The 18,517-nt window shown below is 50.3% G+C and carries 17 protein-coding genes and 1 tRNA gene; 10 read left to right on the top strand and 8 right to left on the bottom strand.

The features are described from left to right. Positions 1 to 190 precede the first annotated feature (190 nt). The 5 genes from H0247_RS12770 to H0247_RS12790 all read left to right on the top strand — a co-directional run bounded on the left by H0247_RS12770 (position 191) and on the right by H0247_RS12790 (position 5,567). A complete protein-coding gene (locus tag H0247_RS12770) occupies positions 191 to 487 on the top strand; it encodes a hypothetical protein (protein ID WP_180742880.1) in 297 nt (98 codons plus the stop codon). A gap of 251 nt (positions 488 to 738) precedes the next feature. Continuing rightward, positions 739 to 1,227, top strand: a complete 489-nt coding sequence (gene spy, locus H0247_RS12775; protein WP_180742881.1) for an ATP-independent periplasmic protein-refolding chaperone Spy — start codon at positions 739 to 741, stop codon at positions 1,225 to 1,227. Positions 1,228 to 1,437: 210 nt separating this feature from the next. Next, positions 1,438 to 2,907, top strand: coding sequence for a GGDEF domain-containing protein (locus H0247_RS12780; protein ID WP_180742939.1), 1,470 nt, complete (start codon positions 1,438 to 1,440; stop codon positions 2,905 to 2,907). Positions 2,908 to 2,978: 71 nt separating this feature from the next. Then, positions 2,979 to 3,338 (top strand): DUF305 domain-containing protein, encoded by a 360-nt coding sequence (locus tag H0247_RS12785; protein WP_180742882.1) that lies wholly within the window; start codon positions 2,979 to 2,981, stop codon positions 3,336 to 3,338. Between the two features lie 318 nt (positions 3,339 to 3,656). Then, positions 3,657 to 5,567: a beta-glucoside-specific PTS transporter subunit IIABC gene (locus H0247_RS12790; RefSeq protein WP_180742883.1), complete on the top strand. Its 1,911-nt coding sequence runs from the start codon at positions 3,657 to 3,659 to the stop codon at positions 5,565 to 5,567. Between the two features lie 69 nt (positions 5,568 to 5,636). Here H0247_RS12790 and H0247_RS12795 read toward each other — a convergent pair whose 3' ends face one another. Further along, positions 5,637 to 7,025 (bottom strand): glycoside hydrolase family 1 protein, encoded by a 1,389-nt coding sequence (locus tag H0247_RS12795; RefSeq protein WP_180742884.1) that lies wholly within the window; start codon positions 7,023 to 7,025, stop codon positions 5,637 to 5,639. 295 nt (positions 7,026 to 7,320) lie between these two features. Further along, complete coding sequence (locus H0247_RS12800) at positions 7,321 to 8,085, bottom strand: type 1 glutamine amidotransferase domain-containing protein (protein ID WP_180742885.1); 765 nt, start codon at positions 8,083 to 8,085, stop codon at positions 7,321 to 7,323. A gap of 181 nt (positions 8,086 to 8,266) precedes the next feature. On the opposite strand from H0247_RS12800, the gene H0247_RS12805 reads away from it, so the two are divergent. Then, the gene (locus H0247_RS12805) at positions 8,267 to 9,169 is read left to right on the top strand and encodes a LysR family transcriptional regulator (protein WP_180742886.1); all 903 of its coding nucleotides are present in this window, start codon (positions 8,267 to 8,269) and stop codon (positions 9,167 to 9,169) included. Positions 9,170 to 9,261: 92 nt separating this feature from the next. Here the strand turns inward: H0247_RS12805 and H0247_RS12810 are convergent. After that, positions 9,262 to 9,337, bottom strand: a tRNA-Ile gene (locus tag H0247_RS12810). A gap of 142 nt (positions 9,338 to 9,479) precedes the next feature. Here H0247_RS12810 and mug point away from each other — a divergent pair. Continuing rightward, positions 9,480 to 9,983: a G/U mismatch-specific DNA glycosylase gene (gene mug / locus H0247_RS12815; RefSeq protein WP_180742887.1), complete on the top strand. Its 504-nt coding sequence runs from the start codon at positions 9,480 to 9,482 to the stop codon at positions 9,981 to 9,983. Between the two features lie 87 nt (positions 9,984 to 10,070). On the opposite strand, the gene rpoD is transcribed toward mug, so the two are convergent. The 3 genes from rpoD to rpsU all read right to left on the bottom strand — a co-directional run bounded on the left by rpoD (position 10,071) and on the right by rpsU (position 14,187). Then, positions 10,071 to 11,909, bottom strand: a complete 1,839-nt coding sequence (gene rpoD, locus H0247_RS12820; RefSeq protein WP_180742888.1) for an RNA polymerase sigma factor RpoD — start codon at positions 11,907 to 11,909, stop codon at positions 10,071 to 10,073. A 154-nt stretch (positions 11,910 to 12,063) separates the two neighbouring features. Then, positions 12,064 to 13,818 carry a DNA primase gene (gene dnaG, locus H0247_RS12825; RefSeq protein WP_180742889.1) on the bottom strand — a complete coding sequence of 585 codons (1,755 nt, stop codon included), beginning with the start codon at positions 13,816 to 13,818 and terminating at the stop codon, positions 12,064 to 12,066. A gap of 153 nt (positions 13,819 to 13,971) precedes the next feature. Next, positions 13,972 to 14,187 carry a 30S ribosomal protein S21 gene (rpsU, locus tag H0247_RS12830; RefSeq protein WP_001144069.1) on the bottom strand — a complete coding sequence of 72 codons (216 nt, stop codon included), beginning with the start codon at positions 14,185 to 14,187 and terminating at the stop codon, positions 13,972 to 13,974. 227 nt (positions 14,188 to 14,414) lie between these two features. On the opposite strand from rpsU, the gene tsaD reads away from it, so the two are divergent. Next, positions 14,415 to 15,428, top strand: coding sequence for a tRNA (adenosine(37)-N6)-threonylcarbamoyltransferase complex transferase subunit TsaD (tsaD, locus tag H0247_RS12835; protein WP_180742940.1), 1,014 nt, complete (start codon positions 14,415 to 14,417; stop codon positions 15,426 to 15,428). 104 nt (positions 15,429 to 15,532) lie between these two features. Here tsaD and argR read toward each other — a convergent pair whose 3' ends face one another. Continuing rightward, positions 15,533 to 16,003, bottom strand: coding sequence for a transcriptional regulator ArgR (gene argR, locus H0247_RS12840; RefSeq protein WP_012773258.1), 471 nt, complete (start codon positions 16,001 to 16,003; stop codon positions 15,533 to 15,535). 468 nt (positions 16,004 to 16,471) lie between these two features. On the opposite strand from argR, the gene mdh reads away from it, so the two are divergent. Then, positions 16,472 to 17,410, top strand: coding sequence for a malate dehydrogenase (mdh, locus tag H0247_RS12845; RefSeq protein WP_180742890.1), 939 nt, complete (start codon positions 16,472 to 16,474; stop codon positions 17,408 to 17,410). Between the two features lie 70 nt (positions 17,411 to 17,480). On the opposite strand, the gene H0247_RS12850 is transcribed toward mdh, so the two are convergent. Then, positions 17,481 to 17,744 carry a helix-turn-helix transcriptional regulator gene (locus H0247_RS12850; RefSeq protein ID WP_180742891.1) on the bottom strand — a complete coding sequence of 88 codons (264 nt, stop codon included), beginning with the start codon at positions 17,742 to 17,744 and terminating at the stop codon, positions 17,481 to 17,483. Between the two features lie 187 nt (positions 17,745 to 17,931). Here H0247_RS12850 and H0247_RS12855 point away from each other — a divergent pair, with 187 nt between their 5' ends. After that, positions 17,932 to 18,315, top strand: a complete 384-nt coding sequence (locus H0247_RS12855; RefSeq protein ID WP_180742892.1) for a DNA-binding protein — start codon at positions 17,932 to 17,934, stop codon at positions 18,313 to 18,315. The last annotated feature ends 202 nt before the right edge of the window (positions 18,316 to 18,517 follow it).

Below are 18,517 nucleotides of genomic sequence, written 5' to 3' on the forward strand. Positions count from 1 at the left end.
TCTGATGAGTCATGATGTTCAATCTAGCGGTAATTGAGAGAGTTGTGAAATTTATGTTTATTTATTGTGATTAGTGTCATTACGAATATTGGAGGAAAGCAGATGCAGGCAAGGGATCGTGTGCCGGAGTGTTTGTTGTCGGGGGCGTGTGACATTATAATCCGCGGGTTTATCGGGCAAAGGTATCGTTATGCGGGTGGAAGAGTTGGAATATCGTCTGGATAGCGCACTCCGTGCGTTAGAACAAAGCGTTCAGCGTCAGCAACAGACGTGGCGGCAGCAACATCATTCCCTCCAGCAGCAGTTGCTTCAGGCAAAAGAGCGTGACGCTTACCTTTGCACGCAGATTGAACGGCTCTCTGCGCAGTTGAATGCGATGGATAGCTCGCCAGATCGCAATCCGCTGCTTCAGAAAATGAAAGTCATTCATGCCCACCTTGATGCGCTGGCACAAGAGGCCAGTGCTTTTCGACGTTCACTGCGGTAACCGCACCGCTGGCATTTTTAGCTATATCGTGCCGAAGTGTTAATGCGATATCTCGTACGCCCTATTTCGTTAACGTAATATTTCCGCTTCCTTACACAATTCCTCCTCATTCTCCATAATTGCCGCAAATGTGGAGCCGACACTTGCAGATATTTACCCTTGTTCTAAGTAACTGAAGGTGTCGAGCCTATACTTTCTCTCGTAGCACGGCAGCCGCCGTTGATAAGTCAATTCAGAGAGAGGAATGAAATATGCGTAAACTCACTGCAATGCTGGTTGCTTCTTCTTTGGCATTGGGCGCGGCAGGTATCGCGCATGCTAATGAAGCTCAGAAAGGTCCAGGCCCAGAACACAAGATGATGATGAAAGAGGGGCGGGAGCATCGTGGCATGATGGGGCCGGATGAGATGTTTAAGGAGCTGAATTTGACAGAAGCACAGAAGCAGCAAATTAAAGACATCATGAAAGCATCCCGCGAGAAAATGCACAAAGCAATGCAAGACGACCGTCGTGATATGCATAACCTGATTGCATCAGAGTCGTTTGATGCTGCAAAAGCACAGGCGCAGTTGGATAAATCCGACGCGGAACATAAGGCCAGAATGCTTAACGGGCTGGAAACCAAGAACAAGATTTACAACGTTCTGACGCCAGAACAGAAGAAACAGTACAACGACAGCTTTGAAAAACGACTGGCTCAACCGCCAAAAGCCGACGGCAAGCCTGTTCCTGCGGAATAACGCGTTATTTCATGAATCCGCGCGATATCTGAAATAGCTCAGCCACTAAGACCACCGGATTGACGTATTACCTGATGGGTAATGCCTCTGTCCGGTGGTTTTTTATTTATTTTTCCCGCAACCATCGTGCTGTGAGTCGGGAAATGATTAATGCTATCCTCACGCGAAGAAAGCAGATGGAATCATCGGACAGCGGGCGGTAAAGGGCAGATGAATAACGATTTGACGTTAAAAACTATAAAATTCATGCCGTTTCTGTTCTTGACCACCCTCATCGTGAGCTGTCTGGGATTTCGGTTTCGGGTGCTGGATGATCTGTCGCTGTTTTGGCCCGCCAACATTCTGGTTTTTTGCCTCATGATTAGTTTCAGAGCCAGAAAAGGGACGATAAAAGGTAAAACGTTCTCTATCTGTATCGGTTTTTTGGTGGGTTATGCCGCGATGCTGTCGGCTGCGTTACTGATGGACAATAACTCACCGTTAAAAACCAAGGTGCTGTTATGTTTGTGCAATATGGTCTTTGTGGTAACGGCTTGGTGCGCGTTTTGCCTGATGTGTCGGTTTATCGGTAAGTGGTCGAGATTTGAAAAATTCAGCAAATATTACGTTTATATTATTTTCGCTTCGACGTTTGTCGGTGCGTTCTCATCCGGCGTAGCGTATGGATTTTATGCGTATGTCTACGATACGGGGAACCGCTATGCCGAGTTTATGGACTGGTTCAGTGAGCAACTGGGAACCGGTATTATCCTCGCGTTTTTTTTCCTGAAAAGTAAGGATATCCTGCGAGCGTTGCGGAATATTCCGCTCTGTCCGAAGCACATCAGAGAGAACATTTTTCCCTTTCTGGTCTTTATTATCTTCTTATTAGTTAGCCTGTTTTTTCTGGATGCCAGCCTGATTACACTGTCTGTTATTCCGCTCACGCTGTGTGCGTTCAATTACTCTTTCCCGATCATGTCGCTGCTCTGCGCGACTACGGGCGTAATACTGAATTATCTCTATATTAATCAGGTCGGTATCCTCATCAATTCAAATTCTGAAGCGTACATTAACTCGTTTCTTACCACGGCGCGGCTGAATATTGCGATGCTCATCATGGCGATGTTAAGCGTTTCTCATTTTGTTTCGATGAACCGACGACTGATTAAAATTATTGGAAGCAACAGCCTGAAAGATGCGCTCACGAATACTTTCAACCGCCGGGCGTTTCTCAGTATGTTGAACGGGAGGCAGAGCGCACTGGCGTATAAGAAAAAGCGCCCGTTAACGCTGCTATTTCTGGATATCGATTATTTTAAGCAGGTCAACGATACCTACGGCCATGCCAGCGGTGATGAATTGATCGCCAGCTTTGCCCGCATGCTGAGCGCGAATATTCGGCCGAACGACATTCTTTGCCGCTGGGGTGGGGAGGAATTTGTTATTGCGGCTTATGACCTGACGGCTGAACAATCCGAAGTGATGGCTGAAACACTACGGCATTTGACGGAATCCACACCGCTTGTGCTATCCGATGGCCGTGAAATCCGTTTTACGACCAGTATTGGCGTGGTTACGTTTCCCCAGTATGAAGGCGGCAACACATACGATTTGATCGGGTTGGCAGATGAGCAGCTCTATAAAGCGAAAGCGCAGGGGCGTAATCGTGTGTGTCTGCGTTTGGTCGAAGATATCTGAATCCTCCCTTGACCTTCCCCTTACTGGAACGTCTACCCTTAAAAAGACCTGTGACTGATTGAGAGGTTGTGATGAAGAAAGTCCATTTGTTATTAACGGCGACCTTGCTGGTTCCGGTTCTCTCGTTTGCCGCTAACAGCGCGCATAGCGGCCATGGTTCAGCGAGTGAGTCGTCGTCTCAACAGGCGTATATGAAGGGGATGGATGCGATGCATGCCGAGATGATGGATGGGTTACAGTCCAGCGACCCTGATATTGCCTTTGCTAAAGGGATGATTGCGCATCACCGCGGCGCGATCGATATGGCGAAGACGGAATTGCAATACGGCAAAGATCCTGAATTACGCAAGCTGGCGGAAGAGATTATTAAAGCCCAGCAGCCGGAGATCGACCAAATGGAAGCCTGGCTGAAGAAACAGGGTAAGCAGTAACGTCGTTGATGGTGCTTCTTCTGAGAAGCGCCATTTCGTTTGTACCGCACCGCAGGCAGAGCCACGTTGTCTGATGGGTAAAAATTTAGTGACTGTTTTCACAGAATAAAACGTAGAGATAGCTTTCTCCGCGTGAACTTGTTAGAAAACAGGAAAGGACGTCACCAGAAGTTTCTGGGCGAGACCTGGATAAAGCAGCGTATACCGCACGCTGCTTTATCCAGGTTTTTTTTTGCTTATTTTCCAGCTGGCCAGCGGACAACAAGCGGGATGACGTGTATTAGGCAGTTGCAGCCATTGACGAAACGGGAAGTCATTATGAATAGCAAAGTGCTCGCTGAAAATATTCTGAGGTTGGTCGGAGGGGAGACGAACGTTTCTACTCTGGTGCATTGTGCAACACGCTTGCGCTTTAAGATTGTTGATCACGGTAAGGTGGATGTGGCTGCGCTTGAGGCGCTGGAAGGCGTCATTACGGTTATCAACGCATCAGGGCAATTGCAAGTGGTGATCGGGAACCGGGTGCCGGAGGTGTATCGCACTTTTGGTTCGATCTCCAGGCTGCTGGAAGACGGCGACGGAAAACGCCAGACGACTGAAAGCGAGCAATCGACCTCTGCTATGGGACGATTGATCGATCTGGTTGCCGGGATCTTTACTCCATTGCTGGGGGCGATGGCGGCGGCGGGGGTGCTGAAAGGGGCGCTGGCTATCGTCCTGGCGCTCGGGTGGTTGAATACCAAAGAAAGTACCTATGTCATCCTGCATGCGGCGTCCGACAGCCTGTTCTACTTCCTGCCGATGCTGTTGGCGATTACCGCTGCGCGTAAATTTGAAACCAACATTTTTGTGGCGGTGTCGATTGCCGGTGCGCTGGTTTACCCGACGATTCAGGGGTTATTTGATGCCGGTCAGCCTGTGACGTTCTTCGGCCTGCCTGTGGTGATGATGAAATACACCGCCTCGGTAATTCCGATTATCTTCAGCGTGTGGCTGATGTCGTATATCGAGCGTTTCCTGAATCGCCATATTCACGAAAGTGTGCGCAATATCCTGACGCCGTTCTTTCTGTTGGTGCTGATGGTGCCGCTAACGCTGATGACCATCGGGCCGATTGGGATTTCGGCCAGTAAGCTCATTGCGTCGGTATTCGTCAGTATCTATGAATTCAACCCGATTATTGCGGGCGCGCTGATGGCTGCGTCATGGCAGGTCTTAGTGATATTTGGCGTTCACTGGGGCTTTGTGACCGTGTTCATCAACGATCTTTCCGTCATGGGGCACAGCTACCTTAAAGCTGCCTCCAGCCCGTCGGTCTTTGCCCAGTCTGGCGCGCTGCTAGGCGTGATGGTGCGCACCAAAGATAAAAAGCTCAAAGCGTTGGCAGGCAGTACGTTTATCGCGTCGCTATTTGGCATCACGGAACCCGGTGTTTATGGGGTTACGTTGAAGTTAAAGAAACCGTTTATCTGCGCGGTGATCGCTGCTGCCATCGGGGGCGCTATCGTCGGCTATGCGAAAAGTTCCGCTGTTTCTATGGGGATGCCTGGCTTGCTGACATTGCCGATTTTCTACGGCGAAGGCTTTGTCGGGTTCCTCATCGGCTGTGCGATCGCCTTCGTGGTGAGTTTTGTGCTGACCATTATTGTTGGATTTGACGACCCCGTGCAGCCTGCGGAGAAAGCACCTGCGCCAGCACACGCACCAACGGTTAAACCTGTGGCACCGGTATCACGCCAGCATGCTAACGCTCAGTCGCTAAAAGACGCGCCAGCGACGGCGGAACAGTTGGGAGCGCCAGTCAAGGGCGAACTGATTTTGCTGGAAGACGTGGACGATAAGGTGTTCTCGTCCGGCGTTGTTGGGCAGGGCGTTGCCATTTTGCCGCAGGAAGGCCGCATTTATTCACCGGTGGACGGCGTGATTGCCAGCACGTTCACCAGCGGCCATGCCGTCGGTATTCTTTCGCAGAACGGTGCGGAGATTCTGATTCATGTCGGTCTCAATACGGTGCAGCTGGAAGGTCAGCACTATCAGATGCACGTTGCAGAAGGCGACAAAGTGCAGAAGGGCCAATTGCTGTTGGAATTCGATTTGGAAGCGATCAAAAACGCGGGCTACGATACGGTGACGCCGATGGTGGTAACGAATGCGGATGAGTACCACTTATTCAGTCCGGGCACCACACGTCAGTTGAGGGTAGGGGATACGATTATCGCGCTAGCGTAACGCCATCAATCAGACGGTGAGACATGAGCTTACCGTCTGATTTTCTCTATCACCTTATGTTCTATAGCGTTACAGCGATGCTCCGTTGCTGTTAATCACATCCTGATACCAGTAGAAGCTGTCTTTACGCCGACGCTCCAGTGTGCCTTTACCGTCATCATCGCGATCCACATGAATAAAGCCGTAGCGTTTTGACATCTGTGCCGTTCCCGCGCTGACCAGATCGATCGGCCCCCAACTGGTGTAGCCCAGCAGCTCGACGCCATCGTCGATAGCTTCACGCACCTGAATGAGATGGCGACGCAGGTAATCAATACGGTAGCTGTCGTGAATGCTGCCATCTTCTTCCACCACATCGCGTGCGCCTAACCCGTTTTCCACGATGAACAGCGGTTTCTGATAGCGGTCATACAGTTCGTTCAGCAGGAAGCGCAGGCCTTCGGGGTCAATCTGCCAGCCCCATTCGGAGGCCTCAAGGTGCGGGTTAGGAATCAGGCGGATGATATTGCCGCGTGAGGACTGATATTTCTCTGGCTCGAAGGTCGCGCAGCCGCTCATGTAATAGCTGAAGGAGACAAAGTCGACGGTGTGGCTCAGATCGTTTTTGTCCTGCGCGGTAATGGTGAGTTCGACGCCATTTTCCCGGAAATAGCGCTGGATCCAGGCCGGATAGGTACCGCGTACCTGTACATCACCGAAGAACAGCCATTCACGGTTCTTGTTCTGGGCTTCCAGCACATCTTTCGGATGGCAGGTCATGGGGTAGCGCACCGCGCCCAATAGCATGTTGCCGATTTTGGCATCTGGGATCAGGTCATGGCAGGCTTTTACCGCGCGTGCGCTGGCAACCAACTGGTGGTGAATAGCCTGATAAATCTCCTTCTTCGAAGGCTCGCCGCTCAGCCCGATGCCCGTAAAGGGTGAATGCAGCGCCATATTGATTTCATTGAAGGTCAGCCAGTATTTCACCTTGTCTTTGTAGCGACTGAAAACGGCACGGGCATACTTCTCAAAATGGTCGATGACGGCACGGTTGCCCCAGCCTCCCAGTTTTTTCACCAGCCCGTAAGGCATTTCATAATGCGACAGCGTAATCAGTGGTTGAATCTGATGTTTTGCCATTTCATCGAACAGGCGATCGTAGAAGGCCAGACCGGCTTCGCAGGGCTCTGCTTCATCGCCTTCAGGATAAATGCGCGTCCAGGCAATCGAGGTGCGCAACACCTTGAACCCCATTTCGGCAAACAGCTGAATATCCTGCGGGTATTGATGATAAAAATCGATGGCCCGATCTTTGATGCAGCGAATGCTCTCATCGCGTTCCGTCACCGGACCATGTACGCCCTGTAGCTGAAGATCGGAGGTGGAGACGCCTTTACCGTCTTCATTCCATGCGCCTTCAACCTGGTTTGCTGCGACTGAACCGCCCCATAAAAATCCGTCGGGGAATGCTTTCATGGTTTTTCTCCTCATCGTTTTCTACATCATTACGCTGCGTCGGTCTGTGGCTCTGCTCTGGGAACCGCCGAGTGACAGGCAAAAAAAAACTTGGGCAGAAGAGAGTATTGCTACTCACCTCTGCCCAAGTCTCGCCCGCCATTGGCGGTAACGTCTTGTTAGGACACTATACAATCCTGAATTTCTGCGGCAATGTCCCCGTCTGGTTATGTGACCCCGGTCACGACATCTCTGCTGGCATCACTCGCGCCGACAGGCGTTAGGTGTTTTCCCCTAACGCCTGCTGATACGGTAATTACGCTTTCGCTTTCAGTGCGTTGACGACGGCTTCGCCCAGTGCTTGAGCGGATGCCGGGTTTTGGCCGGTGATCAGTCTGCCATCTACGACGACTTTATTCTCAAAGATCGGGGCTTCTTCGAATGTTGCACCATCTTTTTTCAGCGCGGCTTCGAGTTCAAACGGAACGATCTTGTCGTAATGACGGGACGCTTCTTCTTCCGCAGTAAAACCGGTAAGGCGACGGCCTTTAATCAACAGTTCACCATTGCTGAGCTTCACATTCAGCAAGCCTGCCGGACCGTGGCAAACGGCACTGATGATGTCATTCTTCTCGTACATGGTGCGTACGATGCTGATCAACTCAGGATTGTTGACGAAATCCCACATCGGTCCATGTCCACCAACGAGCAGGATCGCGGTGTATTTCGCTGGATCAACCTTGGCGAGTGGGATGGAATTAGCCAGTTTGTTGCGGTGTTCCGGGTTAGTCCAGAAATCCAAACTCGCCTGATCTTTCAGATCGAACCCGTCAAACGGAGGCAACCCGCCTTTAGGACTGGCGATATCGTAATCCAGCCCAGCTTTGTCAAAAACCTCGACCGGATGAGTGAGTTCTGGGAACCAGAAACCGCCAACGAGGTCGGGGGTTTTTCTATCCAGACTGGAAACGACGATTAAGACCTTCTCTTCTTTTAGATTGGCCTGGGCGAAAGCGGGGGAGGCGGCAGCAAACACAGCCATCGCGGCGATAATACCAGCACAGTGCTTGATGATTGACATAAAAAACTCCTTTCAGCAGGTGGTGATGGTCGCCACTATATCTGTGATAACTGGTTGAAAATAGACGGTAATAACAGGACATATTGTTTAATAAATCGATGTAATCAATTTATATTGGTGTGATAAATTATCGTAAAATGCGTTTGATGATCCCTGTGTTGCATGACGATGAGGAACCCTGATGGGGCAATCCGACAGCTTTGATGGACTGGCAGAATTTCTGGCGATAGCGAAACGCTTGAGCATCCGTAAAGCGGCACTCGATCTGGGTAAAACACCGGGTTCCGTGAGTTTGTCGCTCCAGAGACTGGAACATCGCCTCGGTGTGCCACTGTTCCACCGCACGACACGCAAAATGGCGCTGACGGAAGCGGGAGAAAACCTGCTGCTGAGAATCGGGCCTGCGGCACAGGCTATCGCGACAGGTTTTGAAGATGTGGCTCAATCGGCAAAAAATCCATCGGGAACGTTAAAGCTGATCGTAGAACGCTTGGCATTGCCCCACGTCATCGAACCCCTGATCCCTGCATTTCGTCAGGCGTGGCCGAGTTTGCATGTCGATATCACGGTGAGCAACCGCCATGATAATTTCGTCTCTGAAGGCTATGATGCCGGTATTATGATCGGTTCATACATTGAGCAGGATATGATTGCGATACGGCTTTCCCCAGCCTTTAAGTGGGCGGTATTTGGATCGCCGGACTATTTCAAAACGCACGGCAAACCTAAAGCCACCCGCGACTTAATGCATCACGAATGCATTCGCTTTCGCCGCCCTGAGAAGGGCGATATTTACCGGTGGGAATTTATCGAAAACAAAGAAAGCGTCAGAATTGAGCCAACGGGCACGGTGACGGTGAACGATGGGGAACTGATGCGCAGCCTTGCGGTTCGGGGCGTCGGATTGATTTACTCCTCCACCTTCCATACCTCACGTGAACTGGAAAACGGCACGCTGGAAGCGGCGCTACTCGATCTTTCGCCGGGAAACGACGGCCTCTTTCTGTATTTCTCCAGAGCGGCGAGGAACCAGCCCAAACTGCGCGCGTTTATCGACGTGTGTTCGCAGGTCATTAAGACGTGAATGCGTGGGCTGCTTTGATTTTCCATCTCTGATAAATATAAACAGACGCCCAAAAATAAAGGAGCTGCGCTATTAACGCAACTCCTTAAATTTGGTGGCCCCTGCTGGACTTGAACCAGCGACCAAGCGATTATGAGTCGCCTGCTCTAACCACTGAGCTAAGGGGCCGAATGGGCGATGATTATACGGTAATGTCTGGGTAGAGGTCTATAGCCTATCTGCTGGGTGGTGATTTTATGTACTCAAGATAGCTTGTTGTTATTCTTATCAGAATTTACGATGGACATAGTCAACGGAAGTAGGGAACGACATGATTACCGATATTCTGGCCATGAATCTTCAGGTGGTTTTCTGCGGCATTAACCCTGGGTTGTCGACGGCCCATCATGGTTACCACTTCGCGAACCCCAGTAACCGCTTCTGGAAAGTCATTCATCAGGCAGGGTTTACCGAGCGGTTGCTGACGCCGGCCGAAGAACAGCATCTGCTGGACACCGGATGCGGCATCACGATGCTGGTGGATCGCCCCACGGTTGAAGCCACCGAGCTAGGGCGAGATGAGCTGCTGCAAGGCGGGAGCGCGATTGTTGAGAAGATGAAGCGCTATCAGCCGCGTGCGTTGGCTGTGCTGGGGAAGCAGGCGTTCAGTCAGGCGTTTGGTATCAAGAAAGTGTCGTGGGGGCGTCAGGCGTTGCGTATTGGCGAGACGCAGGTTTGGGTGCTGCCGAACCCAAGTGGACTGAATCGTGCGACGCTGGAGTCGCTGGTGGCGTCGTATCAGGAACTGCATCAGGCATTGCAGGATAACGTATAAATTCAATCTGAACGTTCTGACAGGCAAAAAATAACCTCGGCGAACCGAGGTTATTTAGTATGTAATGTGGATTAGCTGAGAACCGAATTAATCATCCAAGAAGCTACGCAGCACTTCGGAACGGCTTGGGTGGCGCAGTTTACGCAGCGCTTTCGCTTCGATCTGACGAATACGTTCACGCGTAACGTCAAACTGTTTGCCCACTTCTTCCAGCGTATGGTCGGTGTTCATATCGATACCGAAACGCATACGCAGGACTTTCGCTTCACGTGCGGTCAGGCCAGCCAGTACGTCGTGTGTCGCAGAACGCAGGCTTTCTGACGTTGCTGAATCCAGCGGCAGCTCCAGCGTCGTATCTTCAATGAAATCGCCCAAATGTGAATCTTCATCATCACCAATCGGGGTTTCCATTGAAATCGGCTCTTTCGCGATCTTCAGCACTTTACGGATCTTGTCTTCCGGCATCAGCATACGTTCAGCCAACTCTTCCGGCGTCGGTTCACGACCCATTTCCTGCAACATCTGACGAGAGATACGGTTCAGTTTATTGATCGTCTCAATCATGTGTACCGGAATACGGATGGTACGTGCCTGATCGGCGATAGAACGAGTGATCGCCTGACGGATCCACCAAGTTGCATAGGTCGAGAATTTGTAACCACGGCGATATTCAAACTTATCTACCGCTTTCATCAGACCGATGTTGCCTTCCTGAATCAGGTCGAGGAACTGCAAACCGCGGTTGGTGTATTTCTTCGCGATAGAAATAACCAGACGTAAGTTGGCTTCCACCATTTCTTTCTTGGCGCGACGTGCTTTTGCTTCACCAATCGACATACGGCGGTTGATGTCTTTCACCTGCTCGATTGTCAGACCGGTTTCTTCTTCGATCTGTTGCAGTTTTTGCAGGCTGCGGGTGACGTCTTCTTCTACATCATTCAGCTTTTCAGACCACGGCTTGCCCATGGCGACAGCTGCGGCAAACCAGGTGCTGTTAGTTTCATTGCCGGTGAACATGGTGACGAAGTTTTTCTTCGGCATTTTGCACTGTTCAACACACAGTTTGATGATCAAACGTTCCTGAGTACGGACGCGATCCATCATGGAGCGCATGCTGTTAACCAGGAAATCGAACTGTTTCGGCACCAGACGGAACTGTTTGAAGACTTCAGACAGGTTCAGAATTTCCTGTGCTGCCAGCGCATGACTGCGACCATGGGCTTTGATGGCTTGACGGGTGGTTTCATATTGTTCACGCAGTTCGGTGAACTTCTCACGCGCCAGTTCCGGATCGATACTGTTATCGTCTTCGGAATCTTCGTCGTCTTCAGACTCTTCGTCGTCATCGTCCATTTCTTCGCTCGACAGCTCGGAGCCTACGTGCGTTGCGGTCGGGGCGATGTCTTCTTCCGCATTAGGATCGACGAAGCCGGTGATCAGGTCGGACAGGCGGCTTTCGCCCGCTTCAACGCGATCGTATTGTTCCAGCAGGTAAGTAATGGCTTCAGGATACTCGGCGACAGAACACTGAACCTGGTTGATACCGTCTTCGATACGTTTGGCGATATCGATCTCGCCTTCACGCGTCAACAGTTCAACGGTACCCATTTCACGCATGTACATGCGAACCGGATCGGTAGTGCGACCAATTTCCGATTCAACGCTGGATAGCACCTGCGCAGCAGCCTCTGCCGCATCTTCATCGGCATCATTGGTATTTTCAGCCAGCAACAGATCGTCTGCATCCGGGGCTTCTTCCATCACCTGGATGCCCATGTCGTTAATCATCTGGATGATATCTTCGATCTGATCCGAGTCGATGATATCTTCCGGCAGATGGTCATTGACCTCAGCATAGGTCAGGTAGCCTTGCTCCTTACCACGGGTGACAAGCAGCTTCAGCTGTGACTGCGGGTTTTGCTCCATAAGACGGTATCCACACTTCAGAGTATTTGGGTTGGTGTCGGTCAGCGTAGGTCGCTAACAATAGCATTAGGGGTATTTTTCTTATCGCCGCGGCCCCTGTAGCGGCTCTTTGCAGGGCTCAACCCTGCTATTTATCGGCAATTAAGCCTCTGTATCAGTGTTTTCTGGTCAACGCCAGTTGCAACGACCAAAGCTCTTTTTTTTCTTTGGCGTTGAGCCCATGCGTTCTGTCACGGGCAATCAATGTTTCTTGTCGCTGTTTCAACAGCTGATCGTAGAGCTCTGCCAGACTGATTCTAAACTTCTCGTCGAGCTCTTCCTCTACGATCATATGGTTCCACACCGCGATGGTTTCAAGCTGTTTATAGTATTTGCTGTCGCGATACTGTTCTAACAGTAGAGCCATACTCATTCCTGGACTGGCGTTACAGGTTCTTACCAAATCCTGGAACAACGATAAACCTGGGACTTTGTCCTGCTCAATACCTTCCAACGCGAGGTCAGGAACTTCAACGGCCAGCCTTGGGTTTTGCACTAAAAGTCCTATAAGTATACGCATAGTTGTGACTTTTAGTTGCGGCGTCTGGTAAGACTGCTCCAGCTCTGTGGCTTTGGGCAGCAGCCTATTCAATTGGCTGTCATCCAAAATACCCAGCTTGTTGCCAAGCTGCTGGCGTAAGTAAAGCCGTTGTGTTTCTCCCGGCACTTGACCAATCAATGGCATAGCGAGAATGCCAAGTTTGGTTCGGCCATCAGCAGAGCTCATATCTACCTGCTGTTGTAGCGTTTCAAACAGAAATTGCGACAGCGGCAGCGCTTGTATCATGCGTTGTTCAAAGGCGGCTTTACCTTCTTTACGTACCAGCGTGTCGGGATCCTCTCCGTCTGGCAGGAACATAAAACGTAGCTGACGACCATCGTTCAAATAGGGTAGCGCAGTTTCCAGCGCGCGCCATGCCGCTTCGCGTCCGGCACGGTCTCCGTCGTAACAACACACCACCAGATCGGTGGCACGAAAGAGTAACTGAATGTGTTCGGCAGTCGTGGACGTACCTAGCGACGCCACCGCATAATCAATACCAAACTGCGCCAACGCCACGACATCCATATAGCCTTCAACAACCAGGAGCCGTTTAAGATCTTTATGGCTTTGCTGTGCTTCATACAGGCCGTACAACTGGCGACCTTTATGAAAAATCTCTGTTTCCGGTGAGTTAAGGTACTTTGGCGTACCGTCGCCTAATACTCGTCCGCCAAAGGCAATCACTCGCCCCCGTTTGTCGCGGATGGGGAACATCACTCGCTCGCGGAAGCGGTCGTACGTTCGGCCCTGATCGTTAGTCACCAGCATGCCGGCATCGTTCAATGTGCTACGGTCGTCATTATTGAGGCCAAAGCGCTTTAAAACGTTATCCCAGCCGGGCGGGGCGAAGCCGATCGCAAAATGGCTGATAACCTCTGCGCTTAAACCGCGCTGTTGCAGATACTGCAACGCAGGCGTACCGACTGATTGGCTAAGTGTTTGTTGATAGAACCCGCTGAGCTGTCCCATCAATTCGTACAGACTTTGCCGCTGGTGACGCTCTAACTGGGTTGGGCCCGTGCCGCTTTCATAAGGCACGTCGAGGCCGTATTGAGTGGCCAGTTCTTCAATGGTTTCAACGAATTCGAGACGATCGTAATTCATCAAAAAATCAATGGCGTTGCCGTGTGCACCACAACCAAAACAGTGGTAGAACTGCTTGTCACCGTTTACGGTGAATGAGGGGGTTTTTTCGTGATGGAATGGACAGCACGCATGGTAGTTTTTGCCCTGCTTTTTCAGTTTGACACGCGCGTCAATGAGATCGACGATGTCGGTGCGCGCCAGCAGGTCATTAATAAATACGCGTGGGATTCGTCCAGCCATAAGCCCCTGATGTATATCTTTCTGTAAGGTAGTTACATTGGATATAGCTTATAAACGACAACAAGCCGCGCTTCCTTACGGAAAGCACGGCCTTCGTATGCAACTGCTAAGTCTGCGGATTAATCACGCGTTGGAGGGAAACCCTCCAGAAAATTAATACAGACGAGTGCGGCGTGCGTTTTCTCGAGCCAATTTCTTCGCGTGACGTTTCACTGCAGAAGCTTTAGCGCGCTTACGTTCGGTCGTTGGTTTTTCATAAAACTCACGACGACGAACTTCAGCCAGAACGCCTGCTTTTTCACAGGAACGTTTGAAGCGACGCAGAGCTACGTCGAACGGCTCGTTTTCACGTACTTTAATTACCGGCATGTGCCTCTCACCTCAATAAATTCGGTTTGCCGCTGGCCTTGTGCCAGCCTTTTCAAAATGGTGCGGAATTCTACTGCAAACGTGACGCCTTTGTAAAGCATTGCGGTGATCATAAAACACCCAACCACGGCCAGCGCAGAAATCAGGGCGCTTATGGTAGACTATCCACAGTTTGAAGCAAGCGGCATTCAATGAGCGCTTGTATCGTCATCAAAGTAGGAACAGCAATGCGCGTATTGGGTATCGAAACATCCTGTGATGAAACCGGCGTGGCCATTTATGACACAGAAACCGGTTTGCTTGCCAATCAGTTATACAGCCAGGTGAAATTACATGCCGACTACGGCGGCGTTGTGCCTGAGCTTGCCTCACGCGATCACGTGCGTAAAACGGTTCCGCTCATTCAGGCTGCGCTACGTGAAGCTGGGTTGCAGGCGAGTGATATTGATGGCGTGGCTTACACTGCGGGCCCCGGTTTGGTTGGCGCGTTATTGGTGGGGGCGACAGTCGGCCGCTCTCTGGCGTTTGCCTGGGATGTGCCAGCGATTCCCGTGCACCATATGGAAGGGCATTTACTGGCACCGATGCTGGAAGATAATCCACCAGCGTTTCCCTTCGTGGCGCTGCTGGTTTCTGGTGGACATACGCAGCTCATCAGCGTAACGGGCATTGGTGAATACCGTTTGTTGGGCGAGTCGATTGATGACGCCGCGGGTGAGGCGTTTGATAAAACGGCGAAACTGCTGGGGCTGGATTATCCCGGTGGCCCGATGCTGTCGAAGATGGCGCAGATGGGGGATTCGCAGCGCTTTACGTTTCCGCGCCCGATGACCGATCGTCCTGGGCTGGATTTCAGCTTCTCTGGGCTAAAAACGTTTGCTGCCAATACGATTCGTAGCAACGGCGATGATGATCAAACGCGTGCCGACATTGCTCGTGCATTTGAAGATGCCGTTGTAGATACGTTGGCTATCAAGTGTCGTCGTGCGCTGGATGAAACGGGCTTTAAACGACTGGTCATGGCGGGGGGCGTGAGTGCAAATCGAACGCTACGCCAGCGCTTAGGCGAAGTGATGGCAAAACGTGGCGGTGAGGTGTTTTATGCGCGTCCTGAATTCTGTACGGATAATGGTGCGATGATCGCCTATGCGGGCAGTGTACGTCTGGCGCATGGCGCCAGTCAGACGCTGGGGGTATCCGTTAGACCACGTTGGCCGTTGGCTGAACTGCCTGCGGTGTGAGTGTTTTAGCAATAATTGCTACGTGTAGCGATCTTACACGTAGCAAAAAACGTAGCGAAAATGCCCAGCAAAATGCGTAATAAAAACGGTAGCGAGCGGGTTAGTTACAGCTCTTGTTCGAAGAGCACCAGAATAGCTTCGTAAAGTTGTTTGACGCTGAAGCCTCTTGCTGGGGTGGTGAATATGGTGTCATCCCCCGCGATGGTGCCGAGGATTCCCTCTGACTTCCCGAGTGAATCCAACAGCCGAGCGATGAGTTGCGCGGCTCCCGGACTGGTATGGATGACGATGACCGCATCGTTATAGTCCACGTCCAGCACAAGGTTCTTTAGTGGACTAGACGTGGTAGGAACGCCGAGTTCGGCTGGGAGACAATACACCATCTCCATTTTTGCATTGCGTGTGCGCACGGCGCCAAATTTCGTTAGCATGCGTGACACCTTGGATTGGTTGATGTTTTCAAATCCTTCGTCTTGCAATGCTTGAACAATTTCACTTTGAGAACTGAACTTCTCTTCCTTTAACAGCGCTTTGAACGCTTTAACGAGGTCTTCTTGTTTTGTCGAATTTCGCATTCTGCACCGGATTAATTGTTATGGTTAATCCTTCTATTATGCAGTTGTGTGAATTTTTATGCAATTAAATCGCGTATAATTCCAATCTATTTCACCGGATATGTGCTAGTCGCTGTTTTCAAAAAATTCGCCTTTTGGGGAGTCCGAAAAATGCGCCCTGCGTCACATAAAAGTAAATCAAATGTTATCAGAATGATGTTGTTTGGACGCCATTGATCGGTGTAATGTAGCGCACAGGTTAATTGCACGTGAATGAACACCGCGTTATAGCTCAATAGCTTATTAACTTTACTTACCTTTCAAACGAATGGTTGTTTTTGATTTATTATTAGAGACATAGCGTATTTTTGTCTCTCATGCCATTTACCGAACGATGAGTAGACTGATCTTATCCCCATTTTGTATATTCTGTTTATAACCAAATGAATTCACGGCACTTTTTTATTTTACGATAATAAGGAGTTTAGGATGAAAGTTGCAGTTCTCGGAGCAGCAGGTGGTATCGGTCAGGCACTCGCACTCCTCCTCAAAACCCAGCTTCCTTCAGGTTCAGAACTATCCCTTTACGATATTGCTCCGGTCACGCCGGGTGTTGCCGTTGATCTGAGCCACATTCCTACAGCCGTGAAGATCAAAGGCTATAGCGGTGAAGATGCTAAACCTGCGCTGGCTGGCGCGGATATCGTGCTGATCTCTGCCGGTGTGGCACGTAAACCAGGTATGGATCGTTCCGATCTGTTCAACGTTAATGCGGGAATTGTGCGCAATCTGGTTGAGCAAATTGCGGTTACCTGCCCGAAAGCCTGCATCGGTATTATCACTAACCCAGTGAATACAACCGTTGCCATCGCTGCGGAAGTGCTGAAAAAAGCCGGCGTCTATGACAAAAACAAACTGTTTGGCGTTACCACGCTGGATATCATCCGTTCCAATACCTTCGTTGCTGAGCTGAAAGGCAAACAGCCGCAGGATATTAATGTGCCGGTTATCGGCGGACATTCTGGTGTGACGATTCTTCCACTGCTGTCTCAAGTTCCTGGTATCAGCTTCAGTGAGCAGGAAGTTGCCGATTTGACCAAGCGTATTCAGAATGCGGGCACCGAGGTAGTTGAAGCCAAAGCAGGTGGCGGATCGGCAACGTTGTCTATGGGCCAGGCTGCTGCGCGCTTTGGCCTGTCTCTGGTTCGTGCATTGCAAGGCGAAAACGGTGTGGTGGAATGTGCATACGTTGAAAGCGATGGCAAGCATGCCCGCTTCTTCGCTCAGCCGGTGCTGTTGGGCAAAGACGGCGTTGTAGAGCGTAAAGACATCGGCACATTAAGCGCTTTTGAGCAAAATGCGCTTAGCAGCATGCTGGACACGCTGAAGCAGGATATTGAATTAGGCGAGACGTTCATCAAGAATTAATCATTGAGATTCTTGTAATACGTGACGTTGAATAAAAAGCCGGAGATATCGATCTCCGGCTTTTCTTTTTTTAATCGGGACGGATGAGTTTTTTTCTGTCGATAAGCTCATTGGTTTCCGGATCGTAGTACCGGCTGGGCCAAATCTCTGATGGGTGAATACTCAGCGCATCGGCAATAAGCCATTCCCCTTTGGGCCAGGGGCGTGAGAGCGCGTTAGCTAATGTAGATGAGCTTAATCCGGCCGCTCGCGATACCGCCGCCAGCGTCGTGTTTTTCTTGCGCAGTGCAGCAATGATATCAGCGGGATGCCAGTCTTGTTTCCTTAAAATCATATTCCTTCCCTTATTTGCTATAAGACGACTGTGTATTAGTGGTATAAATAACGGATGTTAGTTATATGCCGAGCTAACATGACATTATTATTTGGAAATAATATAGCATTAATTTCCTTTAAAATTCTCAATTAATTTCCAAATGAGCGCGTTTTTGTTAGGGATGGCACTATCAGGATGAAAGGCAATGAAAAAAGAGTGGTTTGCTACCAGCGATTTGGTTGGAGTTGGCGGCCTTCCGAAATCAAGACAAGGATTGAATAAGCGCGCCCGTGAAGATGGATGGGAAAAGCGTCGCCGTAAAGGTGTCCAAGGAAGAGGAGTGGAATACTCAATTCACAGCTTACCGGATACGGTAAAAAAATCCCTATTACTCGAAATCGAGCCTTCTGCCTACTCGGCGAAGCAGCCTGCGGCCTTGGCAGTATGGATGCAGATTTATCAGCAACTATCTGAAAAAGAAAGAGATGAGTTAATCGCTTATATTCTTCGCGTCGGCGTATCGTCTACGCTGAACCAGTTGGGAATTACGCCGTCGGACGAGGAACCTATCTCATCAATGGATGATTGACTGAGCCATCTAAAGCGGGTTCTCCAATTGCCAATCTGTGGTGAAGAAGGAACCTGCATTTTCTTTAGATTTACCGTATTGCTTTGGTTGCGATGTTTCGGCATCGCACTGGATGTAATCATTTCTTTATTACTTAGGTGTGGCGGTAACGCGTAAAAGTTAGCGGTTTAGGTAATTATAGTCTATTATATGGAAACTTTTG

The sequence above is a fragment of the Pectobacterium sp. CFBP8739 genome (genome assembly GCF_013449375.1).
Classification (GTDB): Bacteria; Pseudomonadota; Gammaproteobacteria; order Enterobacterales; family Enterobacteriaceae; genus Pectobacterium.

Excerpts from the sequence above, each read along its gene's own strand:
- mug (WP_180742887.1), top strand. The coding sequence starts at position 9,480 with ATGATTACCGATATTCTGGCCATGAATCTTCAGGTGGTTTTCTGCGGC.
- H0247_RS12790 (WP_180742883.1), top strand. The coding sequence starts at position 3,657 with ATGAATAGCAAAGTGCTCGCTGAAAATATTCTGAGGTTGGTCGGAGGG.
- argR (WP_012773258.1), bottom strand. The coding sequence starts at position 16,003 with ATGCGAAATTCGACAAAACAAGAAGACCTCGTTAAAGCGTTCAAAGCG.
- H0247_RS12785 (WP_180742882.1), top strand. The coding sequence starts at position 2,979 with ATGAAGAAAGTCCATTTGTTATTAACGGCGACCTTGCTGGTTCCGGTT.
- H0247_RS12770 (WP_180742880.1), top strand. The coding sequence starts at position 191 with ATGCGGGTGGAAGAGTTGGAATATCGTCTGGATAGCGCACTCCGTGCG.
- H0247_RS12780 (WP_180742939.1), top strand. The coding sequence starts at position 1,438 with ATGAATAACGATTTGACGTTAAAAACTATAAAATTCATGCCGTTTCTG.
- rpoD (WP_180742888.1), bottom strand. The coding sequence starts at position 11,909 with ATGGAGCAAAACCCGCAGTCACAGCTGAAGCTGCTTGTCACCCGTGGT.
- H0247_RS12850 (WP_180742891.1), bottom strand. The coding sequence starts at position 17,744 with ATGATTTTAAGGAAACAAGACTGGCATCCCGCTGATATCATTGCTGCA.
- H0247_RS12805 (WP_180742886.1), top strand. The coding sequence starts at position 8,267 with ATGGGGCAATCCGACAGCTTTGATGGACTGGCAGAATTTCTGGCGATA.
- tsaD (WP_180742940.1), top strand. The coding sequence starts at position 14,415 with ATGCGCGTATTGGGTATCGAAACATCCTGTGATGAAACCGGCGTGGCC.
- H0247_RS12800 (WP_180742885.1), bottom strand. The coding sequence starts at position 8,085 with ATGTCAATCATCAAGCACTGTGCTGGTATTATCGCCGCGATGGCTGTG.
- H0247_RS12795 (WP_180742884.1), bottom strand. The coding sequence starts at position 7,025 with ATGAAAGCATTCCCCGACGGATTTTTATGGGGCGGTTCAGTCGCAGCA.
- rpsU (WP_001144069.1), bottom strand. The coding sequence starts at position 14,187 with ATGCCGGTAATTAAAGTACGTGAAAACGAGCCGTTCGACGTAGCTCTG.
- spy (WP_180742881.1), top strand. The coding sequence starts at position 739 with ATGCGTAAACTCACTGCAATGCTGGTTGCTTCTTCTTTGGCATTGGGC.
- H0247_RS12855 (WP_180742892.1), top strand. The coding sequence starts at position 17,932 with ATGAAAAAAGAGTGGTTTGCTACCAGCGATTTGGTTGGAGTTGGCGGC.
- dnaG (WP_180742889.1), bottom strand. The coding sequence starts at position 13,818 with ATGGCTGGACGAATCCCACGCGTATTTATTAATGACCTGCTGGCGCGC.
- mdh (WP_180742890.1), top strand. The coding sequence starts at position 16,472 with ATGAAAGTTGCAGTTCTCGGAGCAGCAGGTGGTATCGGTCAGGCACTC.